The 15,203-nt window shown below is 67.2% G+C and carries 16 protein-coding genes; 3 read left to right on the forward strand and 13 right to left on the reverse strand.

Annotation, left to right across the window (positions count from 1 at the left end; genetic code table 11):
• Positions 1-32: 32 nt before the first annotated feature.
• Positions 33-1,295 (forward strand): TIGR03862 family flavoprotein, encoded by a 1,263-nt coding sequence (locus tag ACSION_RS12255; RefSeq protein WP_435306110.1) that lies wholly within the window; start codon positions 33-35, stop codon positions 1,293-1,295.
• A gap of 174 nt (positions 1,296-1,469) precedes the next feature.
• On the opposite strand, the gene ACSION_RS12260 is transcribed toward ACSION_RS12255, so the two are convergent.
• From ACSION_RS12260 to ACSION_RS12270, 3 genes are read right to left on the reverse strand one after another with little or no spacing between them, the layout of a single operon-like run.
• Positions 1,470-1,682: a hypothetical protein gene (locus tag ACSION_RS12260; protein ID WP_435306111.1), complete on the reverse strand. Its 213-nt coding sequence runs from the start codon at positions 1,680-1,682 to the stop codon at positions 1,470-1,472.
• A gap of 3 nt (positions 1,683-1,685) precedes the next feature.
• Positions 1,686-2,030 (reverse strand): RidA family protein, encoded by a 345-nt coding sequence (locus tag ACSION_RS12265; RefSeq protein WP_093486289.1) that lies wholly within the window; start codon positions 2,028-2,030, stop codon positions 1,686-1,688.
• A gap of 30 nt (positions 2,031-2,060) precedes the next feature.
• Positions 2,061-2,720, reverse strand: coding sequence for a DUF998 domain-containing protein (locus ACSION_RS12270; RefSeq protein WP_435306112.1), 660 nt, complete (start codon positions 2,718-2,720; stop codon positions 2,061-2,063).
• Positions 2,721-2,898: 178 nt separating this feature from the next.
• On the opposite strand from ACSION_RS12270, the gene ACSION_RS12275 reads away from it, so the two are divergent.
• A complete protein-coding gene (locus tag ACSION_RS12275; RefSeq protein WP_435306113.1) occupies positions 2,899-3,990 on the forward strand; it encodes a diguanylate cyclase in 1,092 nt (363 codons plus the stop codon).
• A 63-nt stretch (positions 3,991-4,053) separates the two neighbouring features.
• Here the strand turns inward: ACSION_RS12275 and ACSION_RS12280 are convergent, their stop codons facing one another.
• From ACSION_RS12280 to ACSION_RS12305, 6 genes are all read right to left on the reverse strand, one after another.
• Positions 4,054-5,847: a GGDEF domain-containing protein gene (locus tag ACSION_RS12280; protein WP_435306114.1), complete on the reverse strand. Its 1,794-nt coding sequence runs from the start codon at positions 5,845-5,847 to the stop codon at positions 4,054-4,056.
• A 63-nt stretch (positions 5,848-5,910) separates the two neighbouring features.
• Entirely contained in the window at positions 5,911-6,135 is a 225-nt protein-coding gene (locus ACSION_RS12285) for a hypothetical protein (RefSeq protein WP_435306115.1), read from the reverse strand.
• Positions 6,136-6,308: 173 nt separating this feature from the next.
• Positions 6,309-7,115: an SAM-dependent methyltransferase gene (locus ACSION_RS12290; protein ID WP_435306116.1), complete on the reverse strand. Its 807-nt coding sequence runs from the start codon at positions 7,113-7,115 to the stop codon at positions 6,309-6,311.
• 8 nt (positions 7,116-7,123) lie between these two features.
• Positions 7,124-7,624, reverse strand: coding sequence for a GNAT family N-acetyltransferase (locus ACSION_RS12295; protein ID WP_435306117.1), 501 nt, complete (start codon positions 7,622-7,624; stop codon positions 7,124-7,126).
• Positions 7,625-7,694: 70 nt separating this feature from the next.
• On the reverse strand, positions 7,695-8,135 hold the full coding sequence (gene trxC / locus ACSION_RS12300) for a thioredoxin TrxC (protein WP_435306118.1): 441 nt from the start codon (positions 8,133-8,135) through the stop codon (positions 7,695-7,697).
• Positions 8,136-8,167: 32 nt separating this feature from the next.
• Positions 8,168-9,520: a M24 family metallopeptidase gene (locus ACSION_RS12305; protein ID WP_435306119.1), complete on the reverse strand. Its 1,353-nt coding sequence runs from the start codon at positions 9,518-9,520 to the stop codon at positions 8,168-8,170.
• A gap of 145 nt (positions 9,521-9,665) precedes the next feature.
• Here ACSION_RS12305 and ACSION_RS12310 point away from each other — a divergent pair, with 145 nt between their 5' ends.
• Entirely contained in the window at positions 9,666-10,739 is a 1,074-nt protein-coding gene (locus tag ACSION_RS12310; RefSeq protein ID WP_435306120.1) for a tetratricopeptide repeat protein, read from the forward strand.
• Between the two features lie 53 nt (positions 10,740-10,792).
• Here ACSION_RS12310 and ACSION_RS12315 read toward each other — a convergent pair whose 3' ends face one another.
• The 4 genes from ACSION_RS12315 to ACSION_RS12330 all read right to left on the reverse strand — a co-directional run bounded on the left by ACSION_RS12315 (position 10,793) and on the right by ACSION_RS12330 (position 15,203).
• The gene (locus tag ACSION_RS12315) at positions 10,793-11,230 is read right to left on the reverse strand and encodes a hypothetical protein (protein ID WP_435306121.1); all 438 of its coding nucleotides are present in this window, start codon (positions 11,228-11,230) and stop codon (positions 10,793-10,795) included.
• 171 nt (positions 11,231-11,401) lie between these two features.
• Complete coding sequence (thpR, locus tag ACSION_RS12320) at positions 11,402-11,995, reverse strand: RNA 2',3'-cyclic phosphodiesterase (RefSeq protein WP_435306122.1); 594 nt, start codon at positions 11,993-11,995, stop codon at positions 11,402-11,404.
• Positions 11,996-12,111: 116 nt separating this feature from the next.
• Positions 12,112-14,232 (reverse strand): M13 family metallopeptidase, encoded by a 2,121-nt coding sequence (locus tag ACSION_RS12325; protein ID WP_435306123.1) that lies wholly within the window; start codon positions 14,230-14,232, stop codon positions 12,112-12,114.
• 89 nt (positions 14,233-14,321) lie between these two features.
• Positions 14,322-15,203 carry a bifunctional helix-turn-helix transcriptional regulator/GNAT family N-acetyltransferase gene (locus tag ACSION_RS12330; protein ID WP_435306124.1) on the reverse strand — a complete coding sequence of 294 codons (882 nt, stop codon included), beginning with the start codon at positions 15,201-15,203 and terminating at the stop codon, positions 14,322-14,324.

The following is a 15,203-nucleotide window of genomic DNA, read 5'->3' on the forward strand; positions in this document are numbered from 1 at the left end:
GGAATGCTGATCGGGCACGGCATACTATGCAGATGCCTTCGCCGAGCCCCGACACCCCGCATTCGCCACCCACCGTCGCCATCATCGGCGGCGGCCCGGCCGGCCTAATGGCCGCCGAAACGTTGCGCGCGGCAGGGGTACAGGTCGATCTGTACGACGCGAAGGGCTCCGTGGGAAGGAAGTTCCTTATCGCCGGCAAGGGCGGCATGAACCTCACCCACTCCGATCCGTTCGATATCTTCGTCACGCGCTACGGCGAGCGCGCGAATGACGTCGCCGCGTGGCTGCGCGATTTCGACGCGGATGCGCTGCGCGCCTGGGCGCGCGGACTCGGCGTGGAGACGTTCGTGGGGACGTCAGGCCGCGTGTTCCCTACCGATCTCAAGGCCGCGCCGCTGCTGCGTGGCTGGGTGCGACGCCTGCGCGAACAGGGTGTGCGCTTCCATGTGTTGCATCGCTGGCACGGCTGGGACGAGGCCGGCGCGTTGCGCTTCACCACGCCGGAAGGCGACCTCCGCGTACGACCCGATGCGGTCGTGCTGGCGATGGGCGGCGGCAGCTGGCCGGAACTGGGCTCGGACGGCGCCTGGGTCGAGGCATTGCAAGCGCGCGGGGTCGAGACAGCGCCACTGCAGCCTTCCAACTGCGGTTTCGACATCGGCTGGAGCGAGCATCTGGCAACGCGTTTCGCCGGTGAACCGCTGAAACCCGTCACCGCGCACTGGCATGCCGCCGACGGCACGCCACAGCAACGACAGGGCGAGTGCGTGGTTACCGCCACGGGCATCGAAGGCAGTCTGGTCTACGCGATCTCGCCGATGTTGCGCGACGCCATCGCACGCGAGGGTCACGCCACGTTGGTACTGGATCTCCTACCCGGGCGCGAGGAGCACGACCTGGTGCGCCGGCTGGCCAAACCGCGGGGTTCGCGCAGCCTGAGCGAACACTTGCGTCGCGAAGCGGGGGTCAGCGGCGTGCGTGCCGCGCTGCTTTACGAAGTGCTCGACAAGACGGCGCTGGCTGATCCTGCGCGGATCGCGCGTACCTTGAAGCGGTTTCCGTTCCACCTGCAGCGCACGCGCCCCATCGAGGAAGCGATCAGCAGCGCGGGTGGCCTGCCGCTGGAAGCTCTCGACGAAGGCCTGATGTTGCGCGGACTGCCGGGCGTGTTCGCCGCCGGCGAAATGCTCGACTGGGAAGCACCCACCGGCGGCTACCTGCTGACGGCGTGCTTCGCCAGCGGTCGCCAGGCCGCGCAGGGCGTGGTCGACTGGCTGGCGCAACGCAACGCCTGACTGGTCGTCCGCAGGGGCTGCGGCGCGCACCCCGGGAAGTGCGTGCCGCAGCGGCTGCGGAACGTGGGCGCACGATACGCGAGCCGTTGTTGAAGTCCGGTTAGCGTTTCAAAGCAGTTTTATTACAGACATTTACGGCCGAATATGCATGCTGTGCCTGAGGCCGCTGAATGCTCATTCAGACTCGTCCGTGACGGACTGTTTTCCCTCGCCCTCGCGTCGCGCCTTCGCGGCCACATACATGTTGTCGACGAGATTGGGGTAGCGCCGACCCGCGGCTTCGGCGCGGGCGCGAGCTTCTTCCACCTGGGCGGGCGTGAGCGTGAGGCCACCGCCGCGCCTCTTCGGTGCGGGACGCTGCCACGGCCCAGGCTTGCGGGTCGCCATCGGTCAGACCGCCGCGGTCACCACGATCTCGATCAGCCATCCCGGACGCGCCAGGTTCGCCTGCACCGTCGCGCGCGGCGGTGCATTGCCCTCCGGCACCCACGCATCCCACACGCGGTTCATCGCTTCGAAGTCCTGCAGGTCCTTGATGAAGATCTCCGCGCGCAGGATCTTCGCCTTGTCGCTGCCCGCACGCGCCAGCAACGCGTCGATCTCGGCGAGCACCTGCTGGGTCTGCCCTGCGATGCCCTGCGTGGCGTCTTCCGCCACCTGCCCTGCCAGGTAAATCACGCCGTTGTGGATGGCCATCTCGGAGAGGCGTGCGCCGACGTCGAACCGCTGGATCATGAGGGGATCTCCTGTGTGATTACCCGAAGCTTAGCGCCACGCTTCGGTGCCCGCACGGCGGGCGGCACGCCAGAGCCACGTACCCGCCAACAGCATCGCGGAGACGATCAGCGTGATCAGCAGTTTCTGCACCCAACCCTTTCCGGCCGGCGCCCACAGCGCGTGCACCCACAGCAAGGCGAAGCACGCGAGCGACCAGGCCGCGGCCAGCGGGAAATGCGCGCGCCACGCCGCATCGAGACGGAAGCGCCACGCCTGCAGCACCATGCCCGCGGTGACGCTCAGGAACGCCGTGATCGCACAGGTGTGGTGGAACCAGACGTGGAATTCCGGCGCAATCGCGGGCAACCAGGAATCGCCGACCGCCACGCCAGCGAGCGCGACCGCGCCGAGGGCGAACAGCACTACCGGAGCGCCGCTCCGCGCCTGCGGTGCCAGCTGGGCGCGCAGGCCTAATGCCAGCAGCACGATGGTGGCCGCCAGCAGGCAATAGGCCGACCGCAATAGCAGACCGTAGGGACCGCTCAGATATTGGCTCAGGGTGGCTTGGGGCCAAGCCAGATCGTGGCGGACTACCTGCAGCGCCCCCGCCACCAGCAGGAACAAGACCGCTCCGATGATCGCCAGCGCGGCCGTCAGTCGGATCGTACGGGCCTGCGAGGTGGAAGCGGTCGGCGCGACAGCGGGCATGACGGAACCTTGGCGGGTGTCGAACCGATTATCCGCCAAGGCTCAAGTTCGCCGGATTCAGGCCGTTGTCGTGGGCAGAAGTCCGTGGCGTGCCCGCCGTCACGGTTTGACCTACACTCCACCCTCTCCCGGGGTACCGGGGGACTGGCCGCCACGAGCGAGGGGACTCCACGCGCCAATGCCGTTCGACGTATCGCCATCCGGCGCCTATCCGGCGCGCCACCACGCCCAGCGCCTGCCGCGCCGGATCTACCGGCTGCGCATGCTGGGCATGGGCCTGGCCGCCCTCCCCGTCGGCGCCGTGCTGCTGGAGAACGGCGCGGGCTGGGGCCTGTGGGCGTGGCTGGGTTTCACTGCCCTGCTGTGGCCGCAAGTGGCCTACGGTCTGGCGCTGCGGCACCGCGAACCCTTCCGCGGCGAAATCCGCAATCTGCTGTTCGATTCGATGCTCGCCGGCATGTGGGTGCCGTTGATGGCGTTCAACCTGCTGCCGAGCGTGTTGCTGGTGACCCTGGCCACCGTGGACAAGATCAGCACCGGCATCGATCGCCTCTGGTACTGGTCGTTGCCGCTGATGCTGGCGGGCGCGCTGCTGGCCGGTGCGCTCACCGGCTTCGAGATGCGTCCCGTGACCAGCATGCCGGTGATGCTGGCCTGCCTGCCGATGCTGTTGATCCACTCGATTGCGGTCAGCCAGGCCAGCTACCGGCTGGTCCGCAAGGTGAAGCGGCAGAACCGCCTGCTGGACGAACTCAGCCGGCGCGACACGCTCAGCGGGCTGGACAGCCGTGGCCATTGGCAGGAACAGGCGTCGATGCTGCTCGCGCAATGCGCCGAGACTGGCGAGCAGGCCACGCTGATGATGATCGACATCGATCACTTCAAGACCATCAACGATCGTCACGGCCACGCGGCCGGCGACGATGTGCTGCGTGCAGTCGCCGGCGTGATCCGCCACAGCATCCGCACACTGGACTGCGCAGGCCGCCTGGGCGGCGACGAGTTCGCGGTGCTCCTGCGCGGCAGCGACCTGGTTGCCGCCGAAAACGTGGCGCAGCGTATCCGCGAAGGTGTGGAGGCGCTCCGCCTGCAGAGCGCGCCCGGCCTGCACCCGACGGTCAGCCTCGGGCTGGCGCGGGCGGATGCCCCCTCCGCCGGACTGCGCGTATGGCTGGAAGCGGCCGACCGCGCGCTCTATCGGGCCAAGAGCAATGGCCGCAACCAGTGGGCCATCCACGAAGGGCTGCACACGGCCACCGTCACGCCCTGACGCGTCGTCAGGGCATTTCCATCGTTCTTGCTTGCACGGACCGCTGCCTGGGCGGCCCGGCGATCAGGCGCCGATGTGGTGTTCGGCGCGGCCTTCGCGCGTGGGCAGTTCCAGCACGTTGCTGGCTTCGCGCGCGTGTTCCTGCGTGGGCTCGTAGACGCACACGCGATTGCGGCCCTGGTGCTTGGCGCGGTACAGCTGTTTGTCGGCGTGCGAGAGCAGCTTGGCCAGGCTGTAGCCGGACTGCATGCTGGAGGTCACGCCGAAGCTGCCGGTGATGGCGAACACATGGCCGGTCTCGCGGGTGTCGATCTGGGCCAGGCGCACGCGGCAATCCTCAGCCACGCGCGCGGCGGCGCGCAGGTCGCAGCCGTACATCAGGATGGCGAATTCTTCGCCGCCCAGGCGGCCGATCACGTCGATGCGCCGGCAGAAGCCCTTGCTGGCATCGGAGACTTCCTTCAGCGCCCAGTCGCCGGTGCCATGGCCGAAGCGGTCGTTGATGTTCTTGAAGTGGTCCAGGTCGAACATGATCAGCGCGGCCTGCTCGCCATTGCGGGCGCATTCGGCCAGCGCGCGTTCGGCGCGGATGGTGAAGTGGTGGCGGTTGCAGATGCCGGTCAGGGCGTCGGTCTCGGCCATCTTCTTCAGCGACAGCTGCACACGCTTGATCTTGAACGCCCAGTAGCCGATGGAAGCCACCAGCACGATGAGCAGGATCACGATCAGCCGCGTGTTCTGTGCCGCCTGCTGGTCGACCTTGCCCTGCAACTGCAGCACCTGGTTCTGCTGGTCCAGCAGATTGATCTGCTGCGTCTTCTGCAGGGTTTCCTGGCGGACGATCTGGTAGGCGAGTTCGCGGGCCTTCACCTCGTTGAGATAGGCCTTGTCGGCTTCGGCGAAGCTCTGGTAGTAACCGAGCGCCTTCTCGGTGTCGCTCTTTTTCTGCGCGACCTGGTAGAGCGTGCGGTAGGCCTTCACCAACGGGAGGGTACTGGTTAGGTTGCCGCTCTGTGCGAGCACTCCTTGTGCATACGCCTCGGCGGCCCCCATGTCGCCCTTCTCCAAGCTCAATTCAGCCAACAACGCCTTCACTTCCGCGATCAGGTGGGGGTAGCGCGTGGCTTCGATCTCGCGCAGGTGCGTCTGCAGCATGCTGACCGCGCGGTCGCGCTGACCCTGGTCCGCCCACTTCTTGGCGAGCGTAATCCGGATGAAATTGGCCGCAGCGGGCTCCCGTTCCTTCGTGCACTGCTCGATGCCGCGAGTCAACTCGGAATCGTCCGCCCCGAGCAGCGCAAGATTGTGCTTGGCATCCAGCTGGACCTGCCGCGCGAGGCATGCCGTCCGGCCATCCGGCTTGTCCGCGAGGATGCGCTCGGAATAGAACAGTGCCTGGCGGTTCTGCCCTATCTGCAGGTTCATCAGCGCGGCAACACCCAGACCTTGGTGGCGAACGTCGCGCGAACGCACATCGTTTACGAGCGACAGCGACTCCTCCAACTGGCGCAGTCCTTCCGTGAACTGCCGGTTCAGTGCATACGCATTGACGACGAGGACGCCTGCGCGGAATTTCGTGTCGACATCCTTCGTCGATGCCATCAGGGCGCGTGCATTGGCTACCGCGAGATCGATCTTCCCCTCGAAAACCAGCGAATAGGATTTCAGGTACTCGATCCGTTCCCGCTGCGCCGCATCGGCTTCGTCGCTGCGTTCCTCCAACTGCCGCAGCAGGCGCAGGAACGACTTGGGATCCGAGCTCCTGAGGGCCTCCGCCTGGTCGATCACTTTCTCGAGGGGTGCGAAGGCCGACGCCGGAGCCGTACCGATGCTCGCCAGGAGCATCAATGCAGCCATGACATATCCGATTGTCTTGCGCGCCAACATATCCTTACTCCTGTAGCGATCGCGCGCCCCACCTCACTCCTGAGCGGGGGGCGCTTCCTCGTCGGGCACATCCGTGTCCGACCTGTCGTCGTCTTCCTTTGCCGGCGCATCGTCGGGTGCCCACACCATGCAGATCATGTTCGGGCGAGCCCCCAGGATACCCGCGAGCGCGGAGGCGTCGCGCGCCTTCAACGCCACGGCCTCGGTCTGATCGATCTCCAACTCGTCTACGGCGGCCTCGTATTCGGCCACCGACATGCGACGAACGGACGAACTACGTCCCATGGATTCAAGGAACTGGATGCTATTCGACACGACTCCCCCATGAAATTTGAGAAACTTCGGCCAAGGTGGACTGTTCCCCGACAGACAGCACCCAGCCTCTGGCGGCGAAGATACCCCGTTTCCTACCGGCCGACCATAGTCGTCGCCTAGCCGTCGGTCGCCGACAGCCGCCTCAAGCGTGCAATCACCCCGGTGTTGGGCTCCATCGGACGGCTGGGGGGCAGCACGAGGGTGGCCGCGTCATTCAGGGTCGCATGCAGAAGCTCGCGGAGGGGCATCCGGTCGGCCCGCGGCATTTCCATGGGGAGCGTCGCGGCTTGATAGACCACGACCTCATGGTCGTCCCCGTAGATCGGTCGAAGCAGCTCGAGCAGGATTTCGCGATACGCCGCCCCAGTGCCCCTGCTCATCAACGTCGGGTCTCCCGCGACGCCGATCTGCCAAAGCACCAGGTAAGCGCTCGGATCCACCGCGCGGCGATACATCATGAACTGGCTCGCTTCGTAGTGCTGACAGCCGAATGTACCGGGGTCGATGCCGAGATCGGCATAAAGACAGTCTTCCGCTGAAACAGCGGCCTCCATGACCGCGTCATGGCCTGCGTCGCGCGCCTGCTCCACTGCACGATGCGGCACGCAGGCAAAGACGCCCGGATGGCCATAGAAAGCGCCGCAGACGCGCTTGCCGGCGACAACCTGCTCGAGCATCGCCGCGACCATCTCGTCGTAGGTCCTGCTGCGCATCTTGTCCGTTGCGTAGTAGGGCTGAAGGCTCCGCACGTCCGGGTGCATCCCCTGCACCCAGAGTTCCACCAATGGATCCGATGCCGCCACAAACACCACGTCGGCCTCTTCTATGAAACTCCTCGCACGTGGCGCCAGATGCGCCCCCAGCGTCATTCCCAGCCCGACGCAAGCCAAACTGCCTGATTTCACTTCAAATTCCCCCTGCATTCACTTCTTCAGCCGCGCTCGCGCCGCCACCTTAACCAGTCCGGCCGCACCATCGCTTCCTCCACACGCTGGAACCCACTCCGCTCCATCAATCGCTCCCAGCCGACATTGTGCGCACCCTGGCGCGATTCGACACGGGCCACGCCCAAGGTATTGAAACCGTAATCGGTGAGTGTGCGCACTGCGCAGGTCCCTAGGCCACGTCCCTGCCATTCCGGCAGCAACAGCATTCCGATCTCGGCGCTCGTCCCGTCCGCCATCAGCAAGGCAATTCCCGCATCGTCCGCCGGGTCGGTCATGGAAACAGCCCACATCCAATAGGCGGGATCAGGGGATTGCGTCATCCGGCATGCGGCGCTGAAGCGTGAGCGGGCCGTGTCCGCATCCACTACCGCAGACACGTGACGCATGGTCTGGGCGGAAGCGTGAAGGCGGAGATACAAGTCTTCATCCCGCGCATCAAGAGGACGCAGACACATCGATCCTTCCGCCAGCAACGGTGCCGTCACGAGCGCATGCTTGTCGGGGCTCCCAGGCACGCACTGCACCCGCACCCGAACGGATCTCGGCGCAACCGGATCACCCCACCTGCCCCCGCGCCCACCTGACGATCGCCTCGGCGGCCATCGCACCACTCTGCCGGGCGATCTCGCGACCGCCCTGCAGCAGCACCATCGTCGGGATGCTGCGGATACCGAAGCGATTGCCCAGCCCCGGGCACGCTTCGGTGTCGACCTTGGCCAGGCGCATCGCTGGTTCAAGCAAGCCCGCCGCCTGCTGGAAATGCGGGGCCATCTGCAGGCAGGGGCCGCACCAGGGCGCCCAGAAATCCACCAGCAATGGCAGCGTGCTGCGCAGTGCATGTCGGTCGAAGTCCGCCTCGCCCAGCGCCAGTGGCAGACCGGTGAACAAGGGGTGGTGGCAGCGCCCGCAGTTCGGTGCCTCTGCCAGGCGCGCCGGCGGCACACGGTTCATCGCCGCACAGTGCGGACAGGCGATCAGGTGGGCGTCGGCGCTCATGCCGGCATCCTACCGTCCGTGCGTCCGGCGCGTCACCGCACGACGTGCCAGACCACCTGGCGCCCGGCCAGATAGACCACCTTGCGCCCGTCGAACACCGCCATCTGCTCCAGCTTGACCTGCACGTTCTGCCCGCCCCACTCCGTGACGCGCGCCTTCACGTTGCCTTCGATGGCGTAGACGGTATCGGCATGCAGCGGCCAGTCTCCCTGCCCCACGGTAGGCCCCTGGTTGTCCCACATGCCGATCGTCGGCCCGGGCGCGTGGCCCACGAAACCCACCGGATGCGAATAGGTCGCCGCCCTCAGGCCTTGCCGGGCCGCTTCACGCTGCGTCGCCGCCAGGATCTCGTTGCCCGTGCGGCCGGCGACGAACTGCCCCGTCAATGCGTCCTGCCAGCGGTTGCCCTGGGCGAGCGCGGCACGCAGCCCAGCGGGTGCTTCGGTTTCACCGGCGCGCGCCACGTAGGCCATTTCCTGCGTATCGGTACACAGCTTGAGGTAGCACAGGCCCACGTCGGTGTGCAGCACGTCGCCAGGCTGGATGACGCCTTCCTCGCCGCAGAACGGCGCATCGTCCGCGCAGGCCGTTCCGGCGCGCTGGAGGTTGACGTCAGGCATGAACCAGGGCGCCAGCCCCAACGATTCGAAACGCTCGCGGATGTACCACGCCACATCGTCCGTGGTGGTGACGCCGGGTGTGATGACCTTGCTGGAAAACGCTTCGGCGACCACGCCGCGCGCGAGCGACACGATATGCGGATACGCCGCGAGTTCCCCAGGGCTGCGTGTTTCCATCCAACGTACGACCAGCGCTTCGGCAGGCACGAGCCGGTCGTGCAGCGCGGCCGGCAGCACCGAGCGCAGGCGCTCATGCAGCGCATGCGTCAGGCCATCGGCAATCGCCCACTCGCGGGAGACATTGATGCCGATCCTGTGCGGGTCCCGCGCGGCGATCAGCGCGCCCAGCGCTTCCCACTGCGTGTTGAGGTCGCCGCCCGACCACGCCGTCTCGTAGGGCGCGCCGAATGGATAGCGGTTGATGGAGAGCCGCTGCACGCTGCCATCCGCTTGGCGGTGGAAGACCAGCATCGTCGTGCGACGCGCCGCATGTGCCGGCTGCGGCACGAGGGTGAAGTACACCGGGTCTTCGGCATATTCCCGCGCGATCACCACCCACATGTCGAGGTCGGCTTCCTTCATCAGGCGAGGCAGCAGCGTGTCGAGCCGCTCGCGGAGCATGCGGTTCTCCGGCTCCACCCGCTCCCGCGGCGACAGCACCGCCCCGACGGTGATCCCGTCCCGACCCTGTTCCGGCACCGGTGCCGCGTGGGAAACCGGCGTCAGGCTGGCCAGCAACAGGATCAAGGGGATGGCAGCGCGCATGCGGGAGCTTCCGGCAAAAGGGCCATGACGCTAGCCGCACCGCCACGACCGCGTCAACGCAGCCGGACGGTCCATGCCGCACTGCGATGCAGGTCTACACTCGGGCCGCGCGCACGCGTCCCGATGCGGGACCCGGAGGTGGGTGATGTGGACGAAGTGGCTCGGCACCCTGCTGCTGGCGTCGTCGGCCCTGTCCGCGGTCGCCCAACCTATCGCTCCCCCTGCCCCCAACGATGTGTTGGCGATACCGGAACCCCTTCGCCAGCAGTTCCGCGAACAGGTTCTGGACCGTACCCGGCAGCCGAATGCCCGTCTGGAGCGGCTGGTGGATTTCCTGTTCAGTCCGCAGGGCCTGGGCATGCGTTACGAACCCGATGCCAACCACACCGTGGCCGAGGCCTACGCCACGCGCCAGGCGAACTGCATGAGCTTCACCCTGCTGACGGTGGCGCTGGCGAGGGAAGCGGGACTGACAGCGTATGCGCAGCAAGTCGACGAAACCCTGGCCTGGCGCCAAGACCACAACACGCTCTACCGCAGCCAGCACGTCAACGCCGGTGTGCGCATCCGCGAAAGGCGCTTCACCGTCGACGTGGCCTGGAACGAAGTCATCACCCGCAAGCCGCCCGAACCGGTCCGTGACGACCGCATGATCGCCCACTACTACAACAACCGCGCGGCGCAGCTACTGGAACAGGGGTCGCTGGATGATGCGCTCCGCCATGCGGAGATCGCGCTGAAGCTGGATCCCAGTTATGCGACCAGCTGGAGCAATACCGGCGTCCTGTACCTGCGCGATGGCGATCAGGCGCGCGCCGAGCAAGCGTACCGGCATGCCCTCGAACTCGATCGCGACAATGCCGGTGCATTGTTCAATCTGGTGACGTTCTACCTGCGGGCGGGCAACGCCGATGCCGCACGGCCGCTGCAGAAGCGCCTGGACGACGTGCAGGCGCGCGACCCGTTCCACCATTTCCTGCTCGCTGCCGGGTTCGAGCGCGACGGCGACCTGGAACGCGCGGCGGAACACTACCGCAAGGCCATCCACCTGTATGACGGCGAACACCGTTTCCACTTCGGCCTGGCACGCGTCTATTTCCAGCAGGGCGACCACCATCGCGCGAGCCGTGAATTGGCACGTGCCCGCGAACTCAGCCAGGGCGATACCCGTGCGCTCTACCAGGCCAAGCTGGATACGCTGCGCAGGCAGGGCCACTGAGCCGGGTTCCCGATCGCGGGACCACGCCCGTTGCGTGGCCCCGCAAACCGCCGTCACTTCAACTTCAACTCGCGGATCAGTTGGCTGCCCAGGATCTGGCGCATCTTGCCGCGATCGGCGAAGGCCGTGTTCGCTTGCGCGGTGTTCTGTCCGGTGACCTTGCTGGACACGGCTTCCGAGCGGTCCCGCAGGCCATCGAAGGCGGCCATGTTGGGATAGACCACGGTCAGGTAGAGGTCGGGATCCTCCGGACGCCGCGGATCGGCGGCATAGATCGTGTAGCCGAGGATGATGCCCGCGTCCTTCTGCGCATCCATGACGCGCTTGTACTGGGTCTGCAGGTGCTTCATGTAGTTGTCGAACTGGCCGTCCTTGATCTTGACCGCCGTGACTTCCATGACCGGCCCCTCGGTGTAGCTGCGGTCCTGCGCAGACAGCGGGAATGACAGCACGCACAGCAACAGCGCCCACAGCATCGGCAAGCGTCTCATGTCGGTGTCCTCGTTCAAGGTTGCCCGGAGGATTCCGGGTGTCCTCCCGAACGCAACCAGACGCGCGCAGCCGGCCATGCGAAGACGCCCATGCCGTGCCGGACCGACAGACGCAAACCCAGACAACCCTGTATTACAGATTCTCCCGGCCGACAGGCGCGAAGGGCCCGTCTAGTCCGCCAGCGACCACTCGCCGAGTCGCGTGTAGTCCGCCTCGCCTTCGACGCTCTGCAGCAGATGGATCGCCTGCGGGTGCAGCACCATCGGCAGCACGTCCACCGGCGCGGTACGCGGAGGGACATAGGCCAGGGTGAGATGCGGGACGAAGCTGCGGCCCACATGCTGCTTGAAGCCCGCGCGCAACAGGCGCTGCTGCAGGCTGCGCCAGAACGCCACCACCGAGGCCGAGGGCTGCAGGGCGGCGAGCGTCAGCGCCGGGTTCTTCGGGTTGCCCAGGCACAGCAGATGGTCGAGGGTGATACCCACCGGTTCCGGCTGCCAGTCGCGCATGGCCTCGTGCGCCGCGGCCACCATGTCGTCGCGTGGCCCGTCGCTTTCGCCGAGGAAATGCAGGGTCAGATGGTAGCGTTCCGGCCGCACCCAGCGCGCCTGCGGGAACGCCGCCTTGAGGTCCTCGGCCCGATGCCGGAGCGCCTCGCCTTCGCCCGGCGAGGGCACCAGGGCGAAAAACAGGCGGTGCAGCCGGCCCGGTTGCGGGCCGCCGAACAGATCGCCTTGTTGGGAGGGCGCGGGCGTGGCGGGCATGACGCGAGAGGCACGGAAACGACGACGATGCCGCGCATCATCGGCGCGATGGCCATGTCGTGCAACCCGCAACGGAAGGCGGGACGCATGCGTCCCACCCTCCATCCTTCACCGCATCACCAGATCCGCACACGGTCCTGCGGGGCGATGTACAGCGGATCGCCCGGCTTGATGCCGAACGCGTCGTACCAGGCATCGATGTTGCGCAGCGGGGCGAAGGACCGGATGTGGCCCGGCGAATGCGTGCCGTTGACCAACTGCTGGCGCAGGGCATCGTCGCGCCACAGGGTGCGCCAGATCTGGCCCCAACCCATGAAGAAGCGCTGGTCGCCCGTGAAGCCGTCGACCACCGGCGCCGGCTTGCCGCCCAGCGAACGCCGGTAGGCCTCCAGCGCGATCGTCAGGCCACCCAGGTCGCCGATGTTCTCGCCCATCGCCACGCGCCCGTTGATGTGCATGCCCGGCAGCGGCGCAAAGGTGTACGCCTCGTATTGGGCGCCGAGCTTGGCGGCCTGCACTTCGAACTTGGCCGCGTCGTCGGCGGTCCACCAGTCGCGCAGCACGCCCTTGCCGTCGGACTTGCGGCCCTGGTCGTCGAAACCGTGGATGATTTCGTGGCCGATCACGCCGCCGATGGCGCCGTAGTTCACGGCCGGATCGGCGTCCGGATCGAAGAAGGGCGGCTGCAGGATGGCGGCCGGGAACACGATCTCGTTCTTCACCGAGTTGTAGTACGCATTGACCGTCTGCGGGGTCATGCCCCACTCGCCCTTGTCCACGGACTGGCCGATCCGCGCGCGGCGGTACTCCCACTCGAACTGGGCGGCGCGCTGCGCGTTGCCGAACAGGTCGCCGTTCTTCACCACCAGCGCGCTGTAGTCGCGGTACGTGTCCGGATGCCCGATCTTCAGGCCGAAGCCGGCCAGCTTGGCGTGCGCCTCGGCCTTGGTCGCCGGGCTCATCCACGCCAGCGTATCCAGGCGCGCACCCATGGCCGCCTTCACGTTGGCGACCAGCGCATCCATCTTGGCCTTGGCCTCAGGCGGGAAGTACAGCGCCACATAGTCGCGACCGATCGCCTCGCCCATGGCCGATTCGGCGAAGGACACGCCGCGCTTCCAGCGTTCGCGCTGCTGCGGCTGTCCGGACAGGAACTTGTCGCGGAATTCGTACTGCGCCACCGAGAAATCCTTCGACAGCAGCGGCGCGGCGTTGTCGGCGGCGTGGAAGGCCTGCCACGCCCGCAGCGTGGCGACGTCGGCGTCGGCGAAGATGGCCGCGATCTTCGGGATCGCGCTGTCCTGGCGGATCACCGCCCGGCCCGCGCCCTCGACACCGGCAGCCTTGAAGAAAGACGCCCACGGGAACCCCGGTGATGTCGTGGCGAAGTCCGCCATCGCCAGCGGGTTGTAGGTCTTGTCGCGGTTGCGGCTCTCCGCGCGCGTCCAGTGCGCGTCGGCGATGCGGGTCTCCAGCGCCAGGATGGCCTTCGCGTTCTCCTGCGGCTTGTCCCAGCCCGCGAGCTGCAGCATCTGCGCGATGTAGGCTTCGTAGCGTTCGCGTTGCGGCTTGAAGTTGTCGCGCAGGTACATCTCGCGATCGCCCAGGCCCAGGCCGCCTTGGCTGAGGTAGAGCGTGTAGCGGTCGGGGTCCTTCTGGTCGTCGCTGACACCCAGGTTGAAGAAGCTGTCGTAGAAACCGCCGCGCTGGCCCATCAGCGCCGCCACGGCCTGCTTGTCCTTCGCCGCGCGGATACCGTCCAGCACCGGCTGCAGCGGCTTCGCGCCGAGCGCGTCGATCTTCGCTTCGTCCATGAAGCCCCGGTAGAGCGCCGCGATCTTCGCCGCGTCGCCACCCGTCGCAGGGTCGCCCAGCGCATACCCTTCCACCAGCACGCGCAGGCGGGCCTCGGAGAGGTCGCGCAGGATCGCGAAACCACCGTAGCTGGAACGGTCGGCCGGGATCTCCGTGGTGTCCGCCCAGGTACCGCTGACGTAGCGGAAGAAGTCGTCGCCCGGCTTGGCGGTGCGGTCCATGCCGGCGGTATCGATGCCCCAGGCCCCGAAGCGGCGCGCCGAGATGCCCGTTGCCGACGAGGCCGCGGCAGCGTCGCCTTCGAACAGGGCCTGCAGGGTGCAACCCTCGTCAAGGCAGTCGGCGTCGGCGTCGTGTGCGGCGAGCGGGCCGCTCAGGGCGAGGGCCAGCAGGGTCGCGCTGGACAGCAGGGTCTTCTTCAAAACGGAACTCCGGGACGGTCGCGCATGCGCGCGGGCCCGACAGGGTAACGGCTACGTCCGTCGCGGGACCGTGCCAGAGGTTGGCCGCGTCAACCCCGCAGCGACTTCTCGAACCAATGGTCCGCGTACGGGTTGTCGTTGTAGGCGGGAATTTCCCGATAGCCGTTGCGTGCATAGAGCGCTCGCGCTTCGACCAGCGTGCGGTTGGTGTCCAGCCGCAAGCGCCCGAGCCCGAACGCATGGGCATGCCCTTCCAGCGCATCGAGCAAACGCTGCGCGACACCCAGGCCGCGCGCGCCAGACGCGACCCACATGCGCTTGATCTCGCCGGTGCCCTCGCCCGTCACTTTCAAACCGCCGCATCCGATCGCCGCGCCATCCAGCCAACCCAGCAGGAACACACCCTGCGGCGGCACCAGTTCGTGCGGATTGGCCGAAACGCTGCGTGCGGCGTCGAAGCCTGTCTCGAAACGGGCATCGAGCTCATCGAGATAGGCGCGGATGCAGGCCTGCGCCTCCACACTGGCCGGATCCGCCACCCGGATCTCCACCGCGGAAGCACGCAGCAGGGCCTCCACTTCGTCCATCGCCGCCAGCATGCGCGCGCGTTGCCGTTCCGACAGCGGCGCCAACAGGGCATCGGCCAGCGCCTGCGAATCGCGGTCGAGTGCATCCACTTCACGACGGCCCTTCGCCGTCAGCACCACGCGACGCGCTCGGGCATCGGCCGTGGACGCGTGCACCCGGACCAGGCCCTGCGCTTCCAACGCGCGCAGCAGCCGACTGGCATAGCCCGAGTCGAGTGCCAGGCGCGCACGCAGATCGCGAACGTCGCCCCCTTCGCGCCCCACTTCGAACAGCAGGCGCGATTCGGCCAGCGGACGGCCGTGCCCGAGGTAGTCGTCGGTCAGCACGCCGATGCGGCGGGTAACGGTACGGTTGAAACGGCGCAGCCGCTGGGTGTCGTCCAT

Origin of the sequence: Pseudoxanthomonas sp. LjRoot125, from assembly GCF_964252705.1 — a bacterium.
Lineage (GTDB): Bacteria > Pseudomonadota > Gammaproteobacteria > Xanthomonadales > Xanthomonadaceae > Pseudoxanthomonas_A.

Bases quoted from the DNA above. Each gene is read 5' to 3' on its own strand.
- ACSION_RS12255 (WP_435306110.1), top strand. From the start codon at position 33: ATGCCTTCGCCGAGCCCCGACACCCCGCATTCGCCACCCACCGTCGCC.
- ACSION_RS12260 (WP_435306111.1), bottom strand. From the start codon at position 1,682: ATGGCGACCCGCAAGCCTGGGCCGTGGCAGCGTCCCGCACCGAAGAGG.
- ACSION_RS12265 (WP_093486289.1), bottom strand. From the start codon at position 2,030: ATGATCCAGCGGTTCGACGTCGGCGCACGCCTCTCCGAGATGGCCATC.
- ACSION_RS12270 (WP_435306112.1), bottom strand. From the start codon at position 2,720: ATGCCCGCTGTCGCGCCGACCGCTTCCACCTCGCAGGCCCGTACGATC.
- ACSION_RS12275 (WP_435306113.1), top strand. From the start codon at position 2,899: ATGCCGTTCGACGTATCGCCATCCGGCGCCTATCCGGCGCGCCACCAC.
- ACSION_RS12280 (WP_435306114.1), bottom strand. From the start codon at position 5,847: ATGGCTGCATTGATGCTCCTGGCGAGCATCGGTACGGCTCCGGCGTCG.
- ACSION_RS12285 (WP_435306115.1), bottom strand. From the start codon at position 6,135: ATGTCGGTGGCCGAATACGAGGCCGCCGTAGACGAGTTGGAGATCGAT.
- ACSION_RS12290 (WP_435306116.1), bottom strand. From the start codon at position 7,115: ATGCAGGGGGAATTTGAAGTGAAATCAGGCAGTTTGGCTTGCGTCGGG.
- trxC (WP_435306118.1), bottom strand. From the start codon at position 8,135: ATGAGCGCCGACGCCCACCTGATCGCCTGTCCGCACTGTGCGGCGATG.
- ACSION_RS12305 (WP_435306119.1), bottom strand. From the start codon at position 9,520: ATGCGCGCTGCCATCCCCTTGATCCTGTTGCTGGCCAGCCTGACGCCG.
- ACSION_RS12310 (WP_435306120.1), top strand. From the start codon at position 9,666: ATGTGGACGAAGTGGCTCGGCACCCTGCTGCTGGCGTCGTCGGCCCTG.
- ACSION_RS12315 (WP_435306121.1), bottom strand. From the start codon at position 11,230: ATGAGACGCTTGCCGATGCTGTGGGCGCTGTTGCTGTGCGTGCTGTCA.
- thpR (WP_435306122.1), bottom strand. From the start codon at position 11,995: ATGCCCGCCACGCCCGCGCCCTCCCAACAAGGCGATCTGTTCGGCGGC.
- ACSION_RS12330 (WP_435306124.1), bottom strand. From the start codon at position 15,203: ATGGACGACACCCAGCGGCTGCGCCGTTTCAACCGTACCGTTACCCGC.